Source organism: Lederbergia wuyishanensis, assembly GCF_022900255.1.
GTDB lineage: Bacteria > Bacillota > Bacilli > Bacillales > Bacillaceae_C > Lederbergia > Lederbergia wuyishanensis.
Genome location: NZ_JALIRM010000002.1, coordinates 305,663 through 323,968, shown reverse-complemented (window position 1 = coordinate 323,968; position 18,306 = coordinate 305,663). Strand labels below are relative to the sequence as shown.

The following is an 18,306-nucleotide window of genomic DNA, read 5'->3' as shown; positions in this document are numbered from 1 at the left end:
TATTAATCTTTCTTTTTATAAGCACGAACATATTCAACTTCCATTTGTGATGGAAGAGTTGCGTTTTTAATATTTCCTGCCCAACCTCCGACTTCAGCTGTGATTTTCATATAAGCAGGAACTTGCGATACTCCACCAGCGTTTGTGCGCCATGTCTCTTGTCCATCAATGTAAAAAATGTACTCGTCTGGATTCCATTCAAGTGCAAATGTATGGAAACCTTCATATATTCCTGGTACATGTGCTACTTGTCCAGCACTTCGATGATATTGTTCATATCCGTCCCAATGCATGGCATGTTGAATATAATCGCCATCTTTCGCAAAAGGTGATTCAAATATGTCAATCTCTGTACCGTCTCTACCATCATTTCCTACAGTATGAACTCCATCTGTCATTAACCAAAAGGCATTCCAGTATCCTTCTGTTTTAGGAATTTTTGCTTTAATTTCGTAATATCCATATGTTTGTTCAAATAAATCTCTTGTTCTAACAGCTCCGGAATAATACTTTCCATCTTTTTCACTAACTTGTATAATGAGTTGTCCTTCTCCATTCAAAAAGGCTTCATCGTCTGACCATTGGCCCGCACCACCTTGTCGTGGCCATTCGGGTGCATGTTTCCATTTCGTAGGATCTAACTCTTCACCATTAAAGTTATCTAAAAAGGTTAGTTCCCAACCTTCTTTTTCTTTCGCTTTGATTTCCTCTTTTTCTTGTTTAGCTTTTTGCTTTAGGGCGGTCTTCTTTTCCTTTAACGCCTGTTTTGCTGCTTTCTTTTCTTCTTTGCTCAAATCTTTAATCTGATCTTTTTCATCTTTAAATTTCTCATTCAAGGTTCCAAATCCTATTCCAGGATATTGGGCGCTTACAAAATAAGGATTTCCAATGACTAAAAGTAAGACAAGTCCAATCAAAATACCAACTAAGCCTTTTTGTTTTTTCATAATATCCTCCTAATCTAGTAATAGAACTATTAACAAAAAATATGTACCATATCTTTTGCATTATACTAAGGAAAAAATACAATAACAAAAGATTTGAAAGCGCTTAAAATCGTGGTGTTACTGAGACTAGGTCTTCCTCTCTAATAAAAGAAGTTATGTAAAATGGGAGAATGGGAAGGATGGAGGAATAGGTAACGGACAAATTAATGAATTTCTCAACCTTTTAATCTATGACTTTGGAACGTATCTATCGGATAATAAGGAAATGGGGAGGTTTTCTAAAATTACATAAAATTGAAACTTTAGACTTAGGAGGTGCAATAGAGAAAAGGATTAAGCAACTAGGCTTAATCCTACATAATATTTAGCGGTTCTTTTATTTGATCGATAACTTTATCTTCTGTGACGTGAACTTGATACGTTTTTCCATTGTGAACGAATTTAAAGAGTCCGTTGTTAAAATCGGTACCAATCTCTTTGTAAAAGATTCCTTCGTAGCTAATGTTTTTTTGGCATGTGAAGCATAGTCGATATTCGCCATTTTCCTTCAGCAGATAGCCGCGGACCCCTGTTTCATAAGCGATGTCTTCTCCGCCTTTAATCGTTCGGTCCAATGCAACGATATGGATATCGATAAAAGAGGAGATTTCTCTTAAAAGAACATTCACAAAGGATCCTTTTGTAATCTCTTCCCAGCGATTTTGAGCAGATTGTCCAATGACAATTTGGGTGATGTTGTATTTATGCGCAATTCCCGCAATGACTTTGGCGACTGGGCGCTTTTCATCGTCTTGGAGAATAAACTCTTCAGCGTCGCATTCTTCAGCTAGTTCTTTCCACTTTTCAATATAACCTGATTTCTCCGCATCAAATTCATCATATGGAAGGGGATCTACAGTCAAAATGTATAAAGGACAATTTAACATACTTGCCATTTTATGACCGCGTCTAATTAGGCGTTCGCCGTTTGGACCGTAATATACACAAACGAGAATACTCTCATCCATACGACCCTTCACTTTCTTCATGAAAAAATTCACCTCTTAAATTGGTTCATTCATTCGAAAATCTTTAAAATCATAAATATTATGCTTAAGAATCGTCGAGATTAAAACTAAGACATTATATAAAAAATGGCTTAAGATTACAATAGGTGAGAGTAGATTTAATAAAAGTTATGAAAAATAGTCACTTTTAATAAGAAAAACTTATAAACTGTATTCTCATTTGTATAGCAACGATGTCTTTTATTGTATAATATTAAGGGAAAATAATAAGTAACATGTTATTCACCCACTCAGACCAAACCCTATGGTCTCTTATTATCCCGTTAGTTGACATAGGAGTCAACCCCTTTAATAACGCAAGCCACTGCGAATATACCATTTATTTTTTGAAAATTATATTTTTGGTGACCGTAACTGGGAGGTTGTGTGTATTTTGATATCTTTGCAACTGGCAATCATGATTCCTTTTCTGGCTGCCTTATTCATTCCTTTTCTTTATAAAAAAATACCCCGTATTCATATCGGTTGGATTGTACTGATTGTACCTACCGTTCTATTTATAACTCTTACACAATTTATTCCTTCCATTGCGGAAGGTAAGACGTATTTACATTCGCTTCGATGGATTTCTTCTTATGGTATTCATTTTACGACGTATGTGGATGGACTAAGTATCATTTTTGGACTTTTAATTACGGGTATTGGTAGTCTAGTCATCCTTTATTCCATTTATTACTTATCTGAAAAAGAATCTTTGCATCATTTTTATATTTATTTGCTTTTATTTATGGGTGCCATGCTCGGGGTTGTTTTTTCCGATAACTTAATGGTTTTATATGTATTTTGGGAATTAACGAGCATTTCATCCTTCTTGTTGATTGCTTTCTGGTATCACCGAAAAAAGTCGCGCTACGGAGCGCAAAAGGCGTTGCTCATCACATTTGGCGGCGGAATTGCAATGCTGACGAGCTTTATGATGATTTATTTTATGACTGGGACATTAAGTGTCCGGGAAATAATATCATCAATTGATACGAGTCATACGCTTTTTGTTCCGGCATTACTTTTATTGCTTATTGGTGCCTTCACAAAATCAGCACAATATCCATTTCATATATGGCTTCCAGATGCGATGGAAGCTCCAACTCCTGTAAGTGCTTATCTCCATTCCGCGACAATGGTGAAGGCGGGAATTTACTTAGTCGCTCGCTTTACTCCTGTTTTCGGAAGTCATGAAGTTTGGTTTTGGCTCGTTACGAGTATCGGTCTTATCACATTATTTTGGGGATCATTCAATGCTGTCCGTCAAATTGATTTAAAAGCATTGCTGGCATATTCGACCATTAGCCAATTAGGACTGATTATGAGTTTATTTGGAATCGGGTCCATCGCACATCAATTTGGTGCTGCCGAAAATGCCGTTATGTATACTCAAGCATCGTTTGCCGCGCTTTTTCATTTAGTCAATCACTCAACCTTTAAAGGCGCTCTCTTCATGGTAGTCGGAATTGTTGACCATGGCGTCGGTACAAGGGATATTCGTAGATTAGGCGGCTTGATGTCGTTTATGCCTGTTTCCTTTACGATTGCATTGATTGGCAGCTTTTCGATGGCAGGTTTGCCACCTTTTAATGGATTTTTAAGTAAGGAAATGTTCTTTGAAGCGCTAGTAAATGTGAGTCAGTCGAATGTTTTTTCTATACAGGCATTTGGGATTCTTTTTCCAGTCATTGCTTGGATAGCGAGTGTTTTCACATTCGTCTATTGTATGATGATTGTGTTTAAAACATTCTTTGGACCATATCATCCTGAAAAATTGGAGCATCCTGCTCATGAAGCAAAAATTGGCATGTTGATTCCGCCGATTATTCTAGCTGTTTTAATCATAGGCATTTTTATATTCCCGAATATACTAGGAGACTTTTTGCTCCGACCTGGGCTAGCAAGTCTCTATCCTTCATTTAATTTAGATGGAATGCTTAAACCGATATCGATATGGCACGGATTTAATCCGGCATTATGGATGACCATTGGGGTAGTTGTCGTCGGTATTATTATTTTTCGTGTTCAAAGCCGCAGGAAAAGTTTATATATTCCGCCGGGCAAATGGACATTTGATCAATTATACAACTCTACACTTGAACAAATAGAATTACGTGGCTCTAAAATAACTTCGCGTTATATGACGGGTTCATTGCGAGATTATTTAGTTTATATTTTTCTTTTCTTAGGAATATCCGTTGGTGGCATTTTCTTATTTTCGAACGCTTTTTCCTTTGATCTTTCAAGTAATGCACCTGTTAGTCTTCATGAATTACTCATTGCACTAACAATGATGGCTGCAGGAATTGCTATTATTTTTGCAAAATCAAGAATCACGACCATTTTGTTAAATGGGGCGATTGGTTATTCGATCGCATTACTATTTGTTTTATTCCGGGCGCCCGATTTAGCCCTTACGCAGCTAGTCGTTGAAACGGTGACGACCGCCTTGTTCCTGCTTTGTTTTTATTTCTTGCCAAAGAAGGAGAAGGAGGATGCACCTCAGAGAACAAAACGAGTAAATGTATTGGTTTCTATTCTAGTAGGTGTCATTTTTGTTGCTGTTGCATTGTCTGTCCAAAGCGGAAGGCTGTTTGAATCTATTTCCACTTATTTTAATGATGCGTACGAGCTTTCTGGAGCCAATAATATCGTGAACGCGATTTTAGGAGATTTCCGTGCATTTGATACGATGCTTGAAGTCATTGTTCTCTTTATTGGAGGAATTGGCGTATTTACACTAATCAAACTGAGGGCAAGAAAGGGGGAAGATAATATTGAAAATCAATGATGTGATATTACAAACAGTCACGAAAATTGTTGTATTCATTATTTTGACGATGGCCATTTATTTATTTATATCCGGTCATAACAGTCCCGGTGGCGGTTTTATCGGCGGTCTTATTCTTGCCTCTGCTTTCGTATTGCTTTGCCTAGCGTTTGATATTGAAACGATCACGAATGGAATCCCATTGGATTTTAAAAAAGTTGCCGCAACAGGTGGATTTATCGTTTTAGGAACGGGATTAGGTGCAAGCCTGTTTGATGTCCCTTTTTTAAGCCAAGCGCATTCTTACGTCAACTTTCCGATCGTTGGAAAAACGGCGCTTGCTACAGTAACGTTATTTGAAGCTGGAGTGGCTTTGGCCGTTGTAGGGGTTGTCGTAACGATAATTTTGAGTATTAGTGAGGATGTGTAAGGACTATGGAAACAGTAATTATCATATTGGCGGGAGTGTTGGTGACAGTTGCTACGTATTTAATTCTGTCTAAAGGGGTTTTACGGATTATTTTAGGAACTGCCCTTTTATCCCATGCAGCTCATTTACTATTGATGACGATGGGTGGTTTGAAAAGAGGAGGAGTTCCAGTTATTTGGGAAGGCGATGGAATATATACGGATGCTCTTCCACAGGCATTGATTTTAACATCGATTGTCATAAGTTTTGCCGTAACAGCATTTCTCCTCGTACTCGCATATCGAACGTACCAAGAAAAAAATCTTACACTGATGGCAAGAGGGTTGAAAGATGAATAATATCCTTGTTATGCCAATGGTAATCCCGCTTATAACCGGTATTATACTAATTTTTCTTAGGTCTTTTATTAATTTGCAAAGATGGATTAGTTTAGGGGTAATGCTCGCTGTTGCCGGTTTAAGCGCCTTTATGTTAAAAATGATTCAAACGACTGGAATTATTCGCCTCGACTTTGGAAATTGGCAGCCGCCATTTGGGATTCTATTTGTAGGCGATTCGTTTGCGATGCTATTAGTTTTAACGGCAAGTGTTGTTACAGCTATCTGTTTGATTTACGCGTTTGTATCAATTGGGCAGGCGCGGGAAAAAATGTTCTTTTATCCTTTCGTATTATTTATGGTAGCAGGAGTAAATGGTTCTTTTTTAACAGGGGACCTTTTTAACTTATATGTTTGTTTTGAAGTAATGTTATTGGCTTCGTACGTGTTGATTACACTAGGAGGTACAAAACCTCAATTTAGAGAATCGATCAAATATGTTGTGATTAATGTTGTTTCTTCTTGGTTGTTTTTAGTTGCCATTGGTTATTTATATGGAACGGTAGGGACGTTAAATATGGCTCATCTGTCGGCGCGGATTGCTGAAGCTGGGCAGCCTCCTTTGATTACGGTAATCAGTATTTTATTTTTACTCGTATTTGGATTAAAGGCGGGACTGCTGCTTTACTTCTGGCTTCCAGGTTCATATAGTGTGCCGCCGACTGCAGTAGCGGCATTATTCGGTGCACTGTTGACGAAAGTAGGGATTTACGCGCTCTTTCGTATGTTCACTCTCCTTTTCTATCATGAACCACAGGTCACTCATACATTGATAGGAGTGATGGCAGGAATCACATTGATTGGTGGAAGCTTAGGAGCGGTTGCGTATAAAGATATCCGACAGATAGTCTCTTATAATGTTGTCATCGCAGTAGGATTTATCCTCGTAGGGCTTGCTGTCGCTACACCTACTGCAATAGAAGGCTCAATCTATTATTTGGTTCATGACATGATTGTGAAGGCTGTCTTATTTTTAATTGCTGGAACAATGGTCGCTCTTACTGGAACGGCAAAAATTGATCGAATGAGCGGTCTAATCCGAAATTATCCTCTTCTAGGTTGGTTATTCTTTATTGTAATGTTGGCACTGGCTGGCATTCCTCCACTAAGCGGATTTATCGGAAAAATATTAGTTGGACAAGGCGCAGTTGAGGGCGGAAATTATGTCTTGCTTGCACTTGGATTGATATCGAGTATCTTCGTTTTATATTCCTTAATGCGTATATTCAAGAACTGTTTTTGGGGCGAAACGATTATTAGTGAAGAAGAACAGGTATCATTGAAAAAAAGCTTGCTCGTTCCATGTGTAATCCTGACAGCTGTTTCAATTGGGTTAGGTCTAGGTGCAGAAGGATTGGCCGTGTATGTGAAGGATGCTGCAAATACCTTAATGAATCCGAGTGTTTATGTAGAAGCGGTTTTAGGCGAGTAAATGAAAATTAGTAACTTCATTGTGAAAGTAGAGGTGAGGGCGAATGCCAGCTCAGTTCCTCCTGAATTTATTTATCGCATTTCTTTGGATGGTATTGAATGATGAAGATGTTATGCGATTTCCGACCTTTTTTGAAGGGTTTCTCGTTGGAATTTTTATTATTTTTCTTATGCAGCGATTTTTCGGAAAGCAATTTTACCTACATCGGTTCTATTATGTATTAAAGCTGATTCTAATTTTTATATACGAATTGATCATGTCGGCGTACGTTGTGTTGAAGCATATTTTAAGCAGAGAAATTGATATAAAGCCCGGTATTTTTACGTACGAAACGTCGTTGAAAAGTGACTGGGAAGTAACAACGCTTGCGATGCTTCTGACGCTAACGCCAGGTTCAGTCGTTATGGAGGTTTCGCCTGAAGGCAATGTATTCTACATTCACGCACTCGATATTGAACGGTATAAAGGTGATCTCATTCGCTCGTTAGGAAGATTCGAAAAAGCCATAATGGAGGTAACCCGATAATGATTGAGATAATGTTAAGAATTTCCCTTGCACTATTTGCTTCAGCAATCGTTATATCGCTTTATCGCATCATTCGAGGTCCGTCCATTCCTGATCGTGTGATTGCGCTGGATATGATTGGAGTCAATCTGATATCTGCCATCGCGGCTATCTCCATATTGCTCAATACAAAGGCCTATCTAGAAGTTATCCTTATTTTGGGCATATTGGCGTTTATCAGTACGATTGCACTCTCAAAATATATCGAGAGAGGTGTCATCATTGAGCATAAACGAGATCGGTGAATTTATAGGAGTATTTCTTATCCTGATAGGGAGCATTTTCAGTGTAATTAGCGCGATCGGCATCATTCGCTTTCCAGATGTATACACGCGTGCACACGCCGCGACGAAAAGCTCTACCTTGGCCGTACTATTAGCCCTACTAGGAGCATTCATTTACATTTGGTTTAACGATGCGTTCATAAGTGTACGGTTGATATCGGGGATCTTATTTGTTTTCATTACAGCTCCCGTGTCAGGGCATCTCATTATTCGAGCGGCTTATCGTTCAAAGGTGAAGTTAGCGGAGTCGACGATTGAGGATGAATTGAAGCCGGTGCTTGAGAGAGAAGAGAAGATGTAAGTGACGAGTGTGAATGATTTCAGGTCGATCCGTGCTTTTATTAGCTGAATTGGAGGGTCTATTAGCCGTTTTAGGACTTCTATTAGATGATTTGAGAGTTCTATTAGACGTTTCACGACTCCTATTAGAAAATTTGCCAAAATGAGGGTAAAAATCATATATAATTACAAAAAATAAAGAACTTCTCAGAAACATGATCATATCATTGCTTTTGGGGAGTTTTGCTTTTTTGACTGTAAAGTGTAGAGAGGATAGTAGCAGAGGAGAAGAAACTCAAAGAATAACCCACTAAGTAACCCCAAAATTCATATATGTAAATTTCATCGCATGGATTTCCTCAATCCATGCTTTTTTGTGCTTAATTTTTATGTAGTTATTTCTTTGGTATTTCATATCCAATTATTTTTTAATAATAAGAAAATTAGATTATTGTATCATTTACAATAGTGTGTGACATACACTATAATGAAAACAGGAGTTGATAATATGACGGAAGCTTATGAACACATTGAAAAATTAATGTTGGAGTTACGGCGCGGGACGATTACAATCGGAGTCCTCAGTCAGTTATCGGAGCCTCAATACGGCTATTCACTCGTGAAGATGCTAGGGGATAAGGGCATTCAAGTGGAGCCCGGTACCCTTTATCCACTTCTAAGAAGATTGGAAAAGCAAGGATTATTGGTGAGTGAATGGGATACGGATGAGGCACGGCCGCGGAAATATTACTTGTTAAGCGAAACTGGAAAAGAGGTGTATACGCTTTTGTGTGAAGAGTGGGAAAGCATGGTGAAAAGTTTGGATCATCTAATTAATCAAAAGGGGGATGATGAAAATGGAGTTAATTGAACGGTATATTTACGCAGTTACTCGAAGATTGCCTCAATCGCAGAGGGAAGATGTAGAGAAGGAGCTGCGCGGGTTGATTGCCGATATGCTTGATGAACGTATGGGCGAAGGAGAAGTCTCAGATTCACATATTGAAGATGTATTGTTGGAATTGGGTGACCCTAGACAATTGGCTAGGCAATACGGAGGTAAAAATAAGTATATTATTGGACCTGTATTATTTGATCCATATATTTCAGTGTTGAAAATTACCTTAATTTCGATTGTTATAGCTATGAGCGTTGTGTTTGGCATTAAAGTGGCGATAGATCCTATTCATATCATTGATCATTTTGTAAGTTTTATCGTGTCGATCATAATGGTAATCCCACAAGGAGTAGGTTGGATAACACTGGTGTTTGGTTCAGTCGAGTACTTTGGAGGCATTAATGAACAGAAATTTAATGTTCAAAAAACTTGGAAACTGGCCGATCTTCCAGCTCTCCCAGATACAAAAAGACAAATTAAACGAACTGAACCAATTGCAAGTATAGTGTTTTTAGTTTTGTTAGCGTTCATCTTCACGAGTCAATATTTTGGAATCTTTGTTTTTAAAAATGGTGAGTTCTCAACCGTTATTCCATTTTTAAATAAAGAAACGATCATAACATCATTACCGGCGATTATTTTCATATTAGGATTGGCTGTTTTGAAAGAAGCGTTAAAGCTTGTATATGAGCGTTGGACAAAAAAATTAGTCTTATACACGATTCTTATTAATGCAGTTTCGCTGGCAGTCGTGATAATAATGATGACTATGTCTTCATTTTGGAACCCGAATTTCATGCTAGAACTATCTCAAGTTCACGAAATTTCGATTGGTAGTGGAGCGTATAAAACAATCGAAACTATTTGGAATATCTCTACCCGATGGATTGTCATTATGCTTATCATTGGGTTGGTTTGGGATATGATTAGTGGTGTGATTAAGATACGAAAAGTGGCATAAGAATTAATTTTTTATAGAAAATATGGAAATAAAGAGACTTTTTTAAAAAGGTATTTGCGAATTCCACATGCCTACTAAAAGGGTCTTTTTTTTTTATATTTTGTTATAATAAGGAATAGTTTGTTTAAAATTGGAAATTTATAATAAATTCGATAAAATGTAAAAAAGATAGACGAATCATTGTTAAAAAACTAAAACTTAGCTACTTGAAAGGAGGTGAAGAAGAGATGAAAAGAACTTTCATTGCTCTTGTGGCGTTCGCATTAATTATGTTGATCTATACACCTACTATACAAGCAAGCGAGAATAATAATCATATAGAAAAAATAATGAATCAGCCCGGTGATTCTAGTGAACAGCAACCGGCTGCGGATCTTGGAGATATCGCTGCCTCTGAAATTGAAACTGATGGTGCTGTTGAAGAACAGAAGGAATATGTCATCTCAGATGCTTTGAATAAATTAGCACAAGGGTCCTTGACTGACTTGTTGAAAGCAGCTGATCAGCGTGAAAGGTCCGATAGAGCAGGTTCCGGTGAAGAAGTCAATTTCCGGCTGCAAGAAGAGATAATTGAACCTCAGCATAAGGAAGAAGAACCTGCTGAAGCAGTTGCAGAAAAACAGCCGGTCGAAGAAGCAACTGTCGATAGACCTTCTAAAAAGTCATCACTCCTTGACCTTCAATTGGGCGAGGGATTGCTTAAACCCTTAACAGGCGATGTAAAATTGTCGACTTTGGACTATAGCAAGGAAGAAGGAGCATCCCGCCCGCTCGATATTGAAATTGCCGATTCTCCCTTGATTGGCTCTTTAAAAATTAGTTTACTGGGCACCGAAGAGAAAACAACAGACACGGGCGATGAAACCAAAAGGAGCTTGGTTGAAGTAGAAGTGGACAATCAGCTTTTAGGAAAAGCAAAAGTAGATGTGCTAGAAAGTCAGGCTGACAACACAGATACATACCGCTCTATAAGAAGCCGTTTGGCTAAGGTTAATGTGAACAACCCTCTTATTGGGGAAGTGAACGCGGGAGTCGCCACGCAAGATACTTACGAATCGGAGGATCTTAGTAATCGTAGCGGCGGGCTCGTATCTATTGAATTAAAAGAAACTTTAGTTGGAAATGTCAATGTCGATGTATTGAAAAGTGACGGAAAAAAGACGGTTATTCTCGATGTAGTGACGAAAGAGACGCCTATTCTTGGCAATACAGATATTAACGTTGGAATAGACAACCCGTCTTTTACAGCTACAGATCCGAAGGTTAAGGAACAGCCTATTAAAAAGCCGCAAAAGCCGATAGTAGCAGAGAGACCGGAAGAAACATCAAACAATGTAGTTCCAGAAAATCCAATAGAAACACCGAGCGACCCGGTTAATTCTAAGCAACCGTTGGAAAAGTCGGAGGATCCTGATACAAAAGAACAGCCGAAAGATCAGAAAAAAGTAAAGCCGTCGATTGAAAAATCAGTAGACACGGCCAATTCAAATCAACCGGCGACATCTGTGGATTTCATCGATGTGAAAGAGGTTGAACAGGATGGAAAGCAGCCTGATATGGATGAAGTTATCGACGAACAAATTTTATCAGAAAAAACAGACGATGATCCCTTGACTGCTGCTATTCAGAAATTGCTAGAAGCAGGGAATAAGAAACAATTAAATAATCCTGCAAAGATAGACACTCATGCTGCAGCTATATACCAGGAAGAAGATGAGTCAAATCCAAAAGATAGCCCTTATGTATCACAAGCTATCATGCTAGGGTCTTTATTATCTGGTGTGGGCTCCTCAAGTTCATCCGGGAATTTCTCTACCAACACGGGTGTGGGAGATCTGTTTTCTGGAAAATTGGACGTAATAAGCTATATGGCAAGTGAAATGACTAATAAAGCTTTATTTAAGGTAAAAACACTGCGAACCAAATGGAATAAAGAACCACCAATCAACCCACCGAAACAATCCTTCTTCTTATCATAAAAAAAATAAGGAGAAGGAGAAAAAAATGCAGAAAAATAGAGCAGGAGCAGTACCCTTTAAATTGAGGTCAACTGATGCGAGCAACGAGGTTTTATCTAACTTGGAAATGATACCTAACAAAAACAAACACATAGAAGGAAAAAAGGAACAGAGCATCAAGAAACAGAGTAAGTGTTGCGACTTTAAAAGTAGAGTAAGCAGCGAAGTTTCAAAGTTGGTAGCGGGAGAGAATATTGATAAAGTAAAAAAAATCCTTGAAATGGAGATCATTGAGGTAAGGCAGGAAATGATCTTAATCGGTTCTGCTAAAGGGTTAAACGATCCTGAAACGGTAAGTTTAAGCCAAGAGCTTGATTCATTATTAAATCAATATAACCTTTTAAAGTGAGCAGAGACTGGTTTGCTATGGGGATTTTTTCTACCTGATAAAAATGTGAGGAAGAGTAGCTTACTGAAAATACGTTCCAAAAATTTACCAAAATTTGGATGATTCTGTGTATAAGAAGAGCCTGGAAAAAGTTAAAGATTTTCCAGGCTTTTTGTTGTTATATGAAAAATGAAAACCTAACTCTGTTGTTTTTCAAAAAAAAGCAGGCAAACCTGCTTTTAGGATTGGATAAAAGGACGCTCTTTTAAATGTGCGGTATGCTCGTTTATAAAATAGGAGAATACATCATAACGAACCCATCGAAGTGGGAATTTAAATGCGAGTTCTTGCCTGTTGTTATAAATGAAAATATGTTTTTTGTTGTACTCTACCTTTTTGATGTCGTGAAGGAAAATGCTATTTTGCTTGGATCCATCTTGCTTGATAAGTTGGTCTCCGATAATGATTATTTTTCGTTTTTTGTTTTGTGCTAGTTCGTATAGACACAAGCCTCCACCGACAACAGTAAAGAAAATGGAAAGCAGGATGGAGCCATTGAATCCAGATAATATTTGTTTAAACCAATGGGCAATCAGAAGAGCTACAAAGAACCAAGCTCCCTTACTAAGTTTGGGAGAGCTTTCGAAATATACGCTGTTTTCGTGCTCCAGTTCTTCTTCTTTTCTTTTTTCAAAAAAGTCCTGCTTGTGCTTTTCTATGCTGGCAGAATCAAATTCAACGAAGTCAGTGTATGTTCCGTCCCACAAATGTGCCGAATCATCCCCTTCTTCAAGTGCATAACCGCCAACCCAGCCGACATATTCCGTCTGATGCTCTTTAAATTTCATTAAATAATAACGAATGGGCTGCCCATATTTGTTTTCTGTTTCAATTTGATCAACCACTTGAATGTCTTCGGGATATCGAATGACATCCTCATCTTCCGGAGTATTAGCGATCGTGTGAAAAAGTCGTGTTTTTGATAAAAGTGGTTGTTTACCTTCCGTAATCGGGTAAAGATGCTCCAAATTTTTATCGACTAATTCCCAATATATCATTTCAGCACTTTCTAATTGCTCCGCGCATTCCAGCAACAAGCTTTCTGGATAAGGTAGCCTTTTAGCGATACATACGAGCAATGCTTCTGTCTTTATAATTGGATCGTTGAAATGTAAGGCCTCGCTGAGTTCCTCGGCAATTTCTTGTGAAAAATAGTATTCCATTAAACCGATGAAAAGCCTCATTTTATTTCGAACGGTTAAATAACTATCTTTCCAAGCTGTAAACACATATTTAGTGGAATAATCTGCATTAAATTTTAAGTATTCTTGTTTCACAGATTCATAGTCCGTCAGCAAAGTAGAGAGTACAAACTCTTTTTTATAACCTTGCTCCATGCCAGACGTATTAAGAGATAGGATTAAAGCATAAATCATGTATTTATAATAGTCGGAATGAACTTTGTCCAATGTAGCGTCAAGAATTCCTTTTGTGAGCATTGGGAAGGAAGTAAGCTGACCAATTGGGATACTGTATTCTACAGTGTTCATCAACTCGACAATCTTGTCTTCAAGAAAATAAAATATTTCTTCATCTTCTGTTAGTAATAAAAATTCTATAGCGCGTTCTTTCGCATCCACATCGAACCCATCGAAATGCTTGATAAGACCTTCGACGACTTCGGGCATTGGAAAATCACATACAAAATCGATGAGATAGAAAGAAGGATTATCCCAATGATCGACACGCTCCGGAAATGGAGAAGCAGCTGTTTTAATTAACTCTTTCAGAACATCAATTTGAACTTCTAAACCATCTTGTTGCTTATACTCATATAGTTTTCCAAGGGCTTCGTAACGGGTTTTTGGGTTTGCACTTTTCACTTGCTTCAATATCTTTCTTAATGCTAATTCTATCAAGCTGTCCACCCTGTCTTTCTTTTATGACATATGTTCAATTCTATTATTTCATTTTTATATCGGTAGTCAATCACATATTTTTAGAGAAAAATGAACTCACTCATAAAAAGGCTTTTTATAAGGAATGGAGAATATGTATTTATGAGATTTAGAGGAGAGGTCACTATGGAAAATGAACGTTATCATAGAGCGTTTGGGGTTTACGGAATTTGTTGGAGCGATGATAAATTACTCGTGATTAATAAGGGTGGAGGCCCATATAAAAATAGATTTGATTTGCCGGGTGGAAGCCTAGAACATGGCGAGAGTCTAGCAGAATGTGTACAAAGAGAAGTTTTGGAAGAAACAGGTTTTGTTATAAAAGTGGAGGAAAGTGTTGGAGTTGCTGACTTCATCCTGCCATGGGACTGGAAAGGATTTACCCATGTTCATCACATCGCCGTTTTTTATACTGTATCTATTGGAGGAGGAGCGCTTCTACAACCTGAACATTTTCCAGGACAAGATTCGTTAGGGGCTTTATGGGTGTCGAAAAGTGATTTAAGCATAGAAAATGCCTCCCCACTCGTTATGAGAGCTGTACATTGGCTAGATACGAAAGAGTTGGGGGTGGGTGTGGAGCGATATGAAGAGTGGGAAGTTCTGTAACCTATATTAAAAGAGGAGGAGTGATTGTTGAAAGATGTTGAACTGATAAAACAATACAACGAAGCGCCGAAGAAATTGGTAGAAGCTTTATCGGGTCTGGATGACAGCGGTCTGGGTAAGAAAAGAGCCAAAGATAAATGGTCGATACGGGAAATTGCCCACCATATTATCGAATGTGACTTGAACTATTTTCAAATTAATCGCTATGCGTTGGCGGATACAGGTGAGAAATTTATCTTTAATGAGTTCGACCCCAATACGTGGAATAAGAACATGGAGCATAGTAAAAGATCCCTTCAGCTCGAGTTACAGTTGTTTACTATTATGAGGGAGTATATTACCTATCTTTGCAACAGTTTACCAGGCGCTTTAGATAGAGTGCTTATACATCAGGACGGAACAGCAACCGTTCGGGATGCTTTAAAACATGATAACCAGCATGCCTATCATCATATAAATCAGATACTGGAGACGAAGAGAATACATAATTTATAGAGGTGGAGAAAAGTGTTAACGTTCTATATTACAAGACACGGTGAAACAGAATGGAATGTACAAACTAGAATGCAAGGTTGGGGAGACTCGGAATTAACGGTAAATGGCATTCGAAATGCAAAGTTACTAGGGGAAAGGCTTAAAGATATCGATTTTCAATCCATCTATTCCAGTCCTAGTAAAAGAACGCAATTGACGTCTGAGCTAATTCGCGGAAATCGAAATATCCCCATTATTTTTGATGAAAAATTAAGAGAAATTCATATGGGGGATTGGGAAGGGAAAACGAGAGTCTTTTTAGAGGAAAATGATGCAGCTAATTTTCATGCATTTTGGAATACTCCTCATTTGTATGTGCCAACTAAGGGTGAGAAGTTTTTAGACTTACAGGAAAGAGTACTAAAAGCAATCGACGACATAAAGCAAGCGGAAGAGAGCGGGAACGTTCTGATTGTTACTCATACTGCCGTTATAAAAATATTATTAGCCTATTTTAAAAAGCTTCCGATGGAGAATTTGTGGGACCCGCCATATATTCATGACACAAGCCTTACTATAATAGAGTTAGATGGAGATGAAGTTAGGATTGTTTTAGAAGGGGATGTATCACACTGGGGAGAAAACTTTGATTAGGAGAGCGGTTGGAGCTATTGTATCTTACGGTCCGCGATTTTTACTTGTACATAAGGTGAAAATCAATGCGATAGGAGGGAAGGAGAATATTCAAGGAGAATTGGATTTTGTAAAGGGTGGAGTAGAGGATAACGAGGATTTGAAAATGGCGATGTTAAGGGAACTGGAAGAAGAAACAGGCTCTTCAAGCTATGCTTTAATTAAACAATTTGAAGAAAAAATCTGCTTTGAATTCCCGCCTGACCTTAGAACCAAAATTGGATATGACCGCCAAGAGACGACGATGTTTCATTTTGAGTATGTAGGTGATCCAAGTTCTTTGAAGCCTTTGGACAATGAAATCGATGAAATAATGTTTGTGGAAATAGAAGATGTTTTGAAAAAGTTAACACATTCAGACACTAGGAAATTTTTTGAAAAATATTTCTCCACTTTCTGATATGATGGATGAACATAAAACTTAAGGAGAATGTATGAAAAGATTTATTACAGGTTTATTCAGCTTTATCATCTTAGATTTATATTTCAATATCACAACGCACTTTATAAATTTCAATATCTTCATTCAGTTAATTAGTATTCTGCTATTTTTCCCACTTGCATCCCTTATCGCCAAATTAAATGGATTACAAGGACTTAGAGGAATTGGAATGGTACGGGAAAAATGGCCGAAATTTTTTGCTGCAAGTTTTCTCATTGGGTTTGGTAGTTGGGCACTGATGTATTTTTCATATGATATTGCGGGGAAATTTAACATTATTGGTATTAAAACTGGTTTTGAGGTTTGGTGGGTTATTGGCCAGATCATTGTCGGCTTTTTCTTAGGTTCGTTGATTAATGATTTAGTGACGAGAGGTTTCGTCATCAATGTATTAAAAGGGAAAATCCCGCCTCTGGCTATTGCTGCGATAAGCATTTTGATTTATGCATTGGATGATTTTTGGAATGGTGACCTCAGCATCTTAAACTTTATTTTTTCCGTTGTGTTAGGTTTTTCACTTACATATGCATTTTTTAAAACTGGGAGCATTTGGGCTTCTACTGGCATCCATTTTGGATTAAATATGGCATACGGAATGCTTTTTGGCCTTTCGGGTGGTTTTGGAGACGGAATTTTTCTAATGACGAAAGGAAGCATCCATCCTTTCCTTAATACAACAATTTTATTAATGGCTGCAGCCTTCGTGTTTGTCATTGTATTCCTGTACTATCGGGATAAACAAAGGGTGATTTCAGTATGATTAAAGCTATCATATTCGATTTGGATGGGACGCTGCTTAATCGGGATACCTCCGTTGAGAAATTTATTCGTGCACAATACGAGCGGTTAAAAGAGTACGTTGGAAATGTTCCACATGAAACATATATTTCCAGGTTCATAGAGTTGGATTGTAGAGGATATGTTTGGAAGGATAAGGTTTATCAGCAAATGGTTGAGGAGTTTGAAATTGAAAAAATCTCTTGGGAAGACTTGTTGGAAGACTATATAAAGGAATTTCAATATTACTGTGTACCCTTTCCCAATTTAATCAAGATGTTGGATGAGTTAAGCGGGCACTTTCGACTTGGAATGATTACGAATGGGTTTGGGCAATTTCAAACGGATAACATCAAAGCTTTAGAAATCGAGCATTATTTTGAAACCATTCTAGTTTCTGAATGGGAAGGGATGAAAAAGCCAAATCCTGAAATTTTCAAGAAAGCAGCGAGTAAACTTAATGTGTCACCGAGTGAGTGCCTGTATGTTGGAGATCATCCTGAAAATGATGTAAAAGGAGCTCAAAACGCTGGGATGGTCGGGGTTTGGAAAAGAGATGCCGGTTGGAAAAATGTAGAAGCTGATTATATTATTGATGATTTGCTCGAGTTAAAAGAAATTGTAAAGGAAAGGAATGAAGGGCATGACGTTTACATTTAAAGCAATTGATCATATTCAACTAGCAGCACCAAAGGGATGCGAAGAAGAGGCAAGACGCTTTTTCAATGGCATTTTGGGATTTGAAGAAATTGAAAAGCCGGAAACGTTAAAAAAGAATGGCGGAGTTTGGTTTGCTTACGGCAATGTGCAAATACATGTAGGAGTTGAAGATCCTTTTTCACCAGCAAAAAAAGCACATCCTGCCTTCGAAGTGGAAAACATTGAAGAATTAAAACAACATCTATTAGAAAACAATATAAAAATCAGTGAAGACAACAACCTTCCAGGAGCAAACAGGTTCTATGTTTCCGATCCATTTGGAAATCGGATTGAAGTGTTGGAGTGGGTATAATTT

At 37.9% G+C, this 18,306-nt stretch carries 21 protein-coding genes; 18 read left to right on the top strand and 3 right to left on the bottom strand.

All coding sequences use genetic code 11. The features are described from left to right. Positions 1-2 precede the first annotated feature (2 nt). Together MT489_RS07780 and MT489_RS07775 are read right to left on the bottom strand one after the other, a co-directional pair. Positions 3-947 carry a family 16 glycosylhydrolase gene (locus MT489_RS07780; protein WP_244680963.1) on the bottom strand — a complete coding sequence of 315 codons (945 nt, stop codon included), beginning with the start codon at positions 945-947 and terminating at the stop codon, positions 3-5. A 353-nt stretch (positions 948-1,300) separates the two neighbouring features. Next, positions 1,301-1,975 carry an adenine nucleotide alpha hydrolase family protein gene (locus MT489_RS07775; RefSeq protein WP_244680962.1) on the bottom strand — a complete coding sequence of 225 codons (675 nt, stop codon included), beginning with the start codon at positions 1,973-1,975 and terminating at the stop codon, positions 1,301-1,303. 412 nt (positions 1,976-2,387) lie between these two features. Between MT489_RS07775 and MT489_RS07770 the strand changes: the two genes are divergently transcribed. From MT489_RS07770 to MT489_RS07720, 11 genes are all read left to right on the top strand, one after another. Beyond that, a complete protein-coding gene (locus tag MT489_RS07770; RefSeq protein WP_244680961.1) occupies positions 2,388-4,787 on the top strand; it encodes a Na+/H+ antiporter subunit A in 2,400 nt (799 codons plus the stop codon). Further along, a complete protein-coding gene (locus tag MT489_RS07765) occupies positions 4,774-5,196 on the top strand; it encodes a Na(+)/H(+) antiporter subunit B (protein WP_244680960.1) in 423 nt (140 codons plus the stop codon). The genes MT489_RS07770 and MT489_RS07765 overlap by 14 nt, the downstream gene beginning before the upstream one ends. 5 nt (positions 5,197-5,201) lie before the next feature. Beyond that, the gene (locus tag MT489_RS07760; protein WP_244680959.1) at positions 5,202-5,534 is read left to right on the top strand and encodes a Na(+)/H(+) antiporter subunit C; all 333 of its coding nucleotides are present in this window, start codon (positions 5,202-5,204) and stop codon (positions 5,532-5,534) included. Next, positions 5,527-7,005: a Na+/H+ antiporter subunit D gene (locus tag MT489_RS07755; RefSeq protein ID WP_244680958.1), complete on the top strand. Its 1,479-nt coding sequence runs from the start codon at positions 5,527-5,529 to the stop codon at positions 7,003-7,005. The genes MT489_RS07760 and MT489_RS07755 overlap by 8 nt, the downstream gene beginning before the upstream one ends. Before the next feature lie 43 nt (positions 7,006-7,048). Beyond that, complete coding sequence (locus MT489_RS07750; RefSeq protein ID WP_244680957.1) at positions 7,049-7,531, top strand: Na+/H+ antiporter subunit E; 483 nt, start codon at positions 7,049-7,051, stop codon at positions 7,529-7,531. After that, positions 7,531-7,815, top strand: coding sequence for a Na(+)/H(+) antiporter subunit F1 (locus MT489_RS07745; protein ID WP_244680956.1), 285 nt, complete (start codon positions 7,531-7,533; stop codon positions 7,813-7,815). Before MT489_RS07750 ends, MT489_RS07745 begins: the two co-directional genes overlap by 1 nt. Next, positions 7,793-8,155 carry a Na+/H+ antiporter subunit G gene (locus tag MT489_RS07740; protein WP_244680955.1) on the top strand — a complete coding sequence of 121 codons (363 nt, stop codon included), beginning with the start codon at positions 7,793-7,795 and terminating at the stop codon, positions 8,153-8,155. Before MT489_RS07745 ends, MT489_RS07740 begins: the two co-directional genes overlap by 23 nt. A gap of 486 nt (positions 8,156-8,641) precedes the next feature. Further along, the gene (locus MT489_RS07735; protein WP_244680954.1) at positions 8,642-9,004 is read left to right on the top strand and encodes a PadR family transcriptional regulator; all 363 of its coding nucleotides are present in this window, start codon (positions 8,642-8,644) and stop codon (positions 9,002-9,004) included. Continuing rightward, positions 8,991-9,992, top strand: a complete 1,002-nt coding sequence (locus MT489_RS07730; RefSeq protein ID WP_244680953.1) for an HAAS signaling domain-containing protein — start codon at positions 8,991-8,993, stop codon at positions 9,990-9,992. Before MT489_RS07735 ends, MT489_RS07730 begins: the two co-directional genes overlap by 14 nt. Before the next feature lie 227 nt (positions 9,993-10,219). Beyond that, on the top strand, positions 10,220-11,971 hold the full coding sequence (locus MT489_RS07725; RefSeq protein WP_244680952.1) for a hypothetical protein: 1,752 nt from the start codon (positions 10,220-10,222) through the stop codon (positions 11,969-11,971). A 25-nt stretch (positions 11,972-11,996) separates the two neighbouring features. Continuing rightward, a complete protein-coding gene (locus MT489_RS07720) occupies positions 11,997-12,359 on the top strand; it encodes an aspartyl-phosphate phosphatase Spo0E family protein (RefSeq protein ID WP_244680951.1) in 363 nt (120 codons plus the stop codon). Between the two features lie 218 nt (positions 12,360-12,577). On the opposite strand, the gene MT489_RS07715 is transcribed toward MT489_RS07720, so the two are convergent. Further along, the gene (locus MT489_RS07715) at positions 12,578-14,257 is read right to left on the bottom strand and encodes a hypothetical protein (RefSeq protein ID WP_244680950.1); all 1,680 of its coding nucleotides are present in this window, start codon (positions 14,255-14,257) and stop codon (positions 12,578-12,580) included. Between the two features lie 165 nt (positions 14,258-14,422). Between MT489_RS07715 and MT489_RS07710 the strand changes: the two genes are divergently transcribed. From MT489_RS07710 to MT489_RS07680, 7 genes are read left to right on the top strand one after another with little or no spacing between them, the layout of a single operon-like run. Continuing rightward, entirely contained in the window at positions 14,423-14,905 is a 483-nt protein-coding gene (locus tag MT489_RS07710; protein ID WP_244680949.1) for an NUDIX hydrolase, read from the top strand. Positions 14,906-14,932: 27 nt separating this feature from the next. After that, entirely contained in the window at positions 14,933-15,400 is a 468-nt protein-coding gene (locus tag MT489_RS07705; RefSeq protein WP_244680948.1) for a DinB family protein, read from the top strand. Positions 15,401-15,412: 12 nt separating this feature from the next. After that, complete coding sequence (locus MT489_RS07700) at positions 15,413-16,033, top strand: histidine phosphatase family protein (protein WP_244680947.1); 621 nt, start codon at positions 15,413-15,415, stop codon at positions 16,031-16,033. Further along, positions 16,026-16,472 carry an NUDIX hydrolase gene (locus MT489_RS07695; protein ID WP_244680946.1) on the top strand — a complete coding sequence of 149 codons (447 nt, stop codon included), beginning with the start codon at positions 16,026-16,028 and terminating at the stop codon, positions 16,470-16,472. Before MT489_RS07700 ends, MT489_RS07695 begins: the two co-directional genes overlap by 8 nt. A gap of 34 nt (positions 16,473-16,506) precedes the next feature. Continuing rightward, on the top strand, positions 16,507-17,274 hold the full coding sequence (locus MT489_RS07690) for a CPBP family intramembrane glutamic endopeptidase (RefSeq protein ID WP_244680945.1): 768 nt from the start codon (positions 16,507-16,509) through the stop codon (positions 17,272-17,274). Next, complete coding sequence (locus tag MT489_RS07685; RefSeq protein WP_244680944.1) at positions 17,271-17,951, top strand: HAD family hydrolase; 681 nt, start codon at positions 17,271-17,273, stop codon at positions 17,949-17,951. Before MT489_RS07690 ends, MT489_RS07685 begins: the two co-directional genes overlap by 4 nt. Next, complete coding sequence (locus MT489_RS07680; RefSeq protein ID WP_244680943.1) at positions 17,935-18,303, top strand: VOC family protein; 369 nt, start codon at positions 17,935-17,937, stop codon at positions 18,301-18,303. The genes MT489_RS07685 and MT489_RS07680 overlap by 17 nt, the downstream gene beginning before the upstream one ends. Positions 18,304-18,306: the final 3 nt, after the last annotated feature.

Coding starts and splice junctions, on each gene's coding strand:
- MT489_RS07730 (WP_244680953.1), top strand. CDS start 8,991: ATGGAGTTAATTGAACGGTATATTTACGCAGTTACTCGAAGATTGCCT.
- MT489_RS07690 (WP_244680945.1), top strand. CDS start 16,507: ATGAAAAGATTTATTACAGGTTTATTCAGCTTTATCATCTTAGATTTA.
- MT489_RS07725 (WP_244680952.1), top strand. CDS start 10,220: ATGAAAAGAACTTTCATTGCTCTTGTGGCGTTCGCATTAATTATGTTG.
- MT489_RS07685 (WP_244680944.1), top strand. CDS start 17,271: ATGATTAAAGCTATCATATTCGATTTGGATGGGACGCTGCTTAATCGG.
- MT489_RS07710 (WP_244680949.1), top strand. CDS start 14,423: ATGGAAAATGAACGTTATCATAGAGCGTTTGGGGTTTACGGAATTTGT.
- MT489_RS07775 (WP_244680962.1), bottom strand. CDS start 1,975: ATGAAGAAAGTGAAGGGTCGTATGGATGAGAGTATTCTCGTTTGTGTA.
- MT489_RS07735 (WP_244680954.1), top strand. CDS start 8,642: ATGACGGAAGCTTATGAACACATTGAAAAATTAATGTTGGAGTTACGG.
- MT489_RS07760 (WP_244680959.1), top strand. CDS start 5,202: ATGGAAACAGTAATTATCATATTGGCGGGAGTGTTGGTGACAGTTGCT.
- MT489_RS07755 (WP_244680958.1), top strand. CDS start 5,527: ATGAATAATATCCTTGTTATGCCAATGGTAATCCCGCTTATAACCGGT.
- MT489_RS07780 (WP_244680963.1), bottom strand. CDS start 947: ATGAAAAAACAAAAAGGCTTAGTTGGTATTTTGATTGGACTTGTCTTA.
- MT489_RS07680 (WP_244680943.1), top strand. CDS start 17,935: ATGACGTTTACATTTAAAGCAATTGATCATATTCAACTAGCAGCACCA.
- MT489_RS07745 (WP_244680956.1), top strand. CDS start 7,531: ATGATTGAGATAATGTTAAGAATTTCCCTTGCACTATTTGCTTCAGCA.
- MT489_RS07750 (WP_244680957.1), top strand. CDS start 7,049: ATGCCAGCTCAGTTCCTCCTGAATTTATTTATCGCATTTCTTTGGATG.
- MT489_RS07720 (WP_244680951.1), top strand. CDS start 11,997: ATGCAGAAAAATAGAGCAGGAGCAGTACCCTTTAAATTGAGGTCAACT.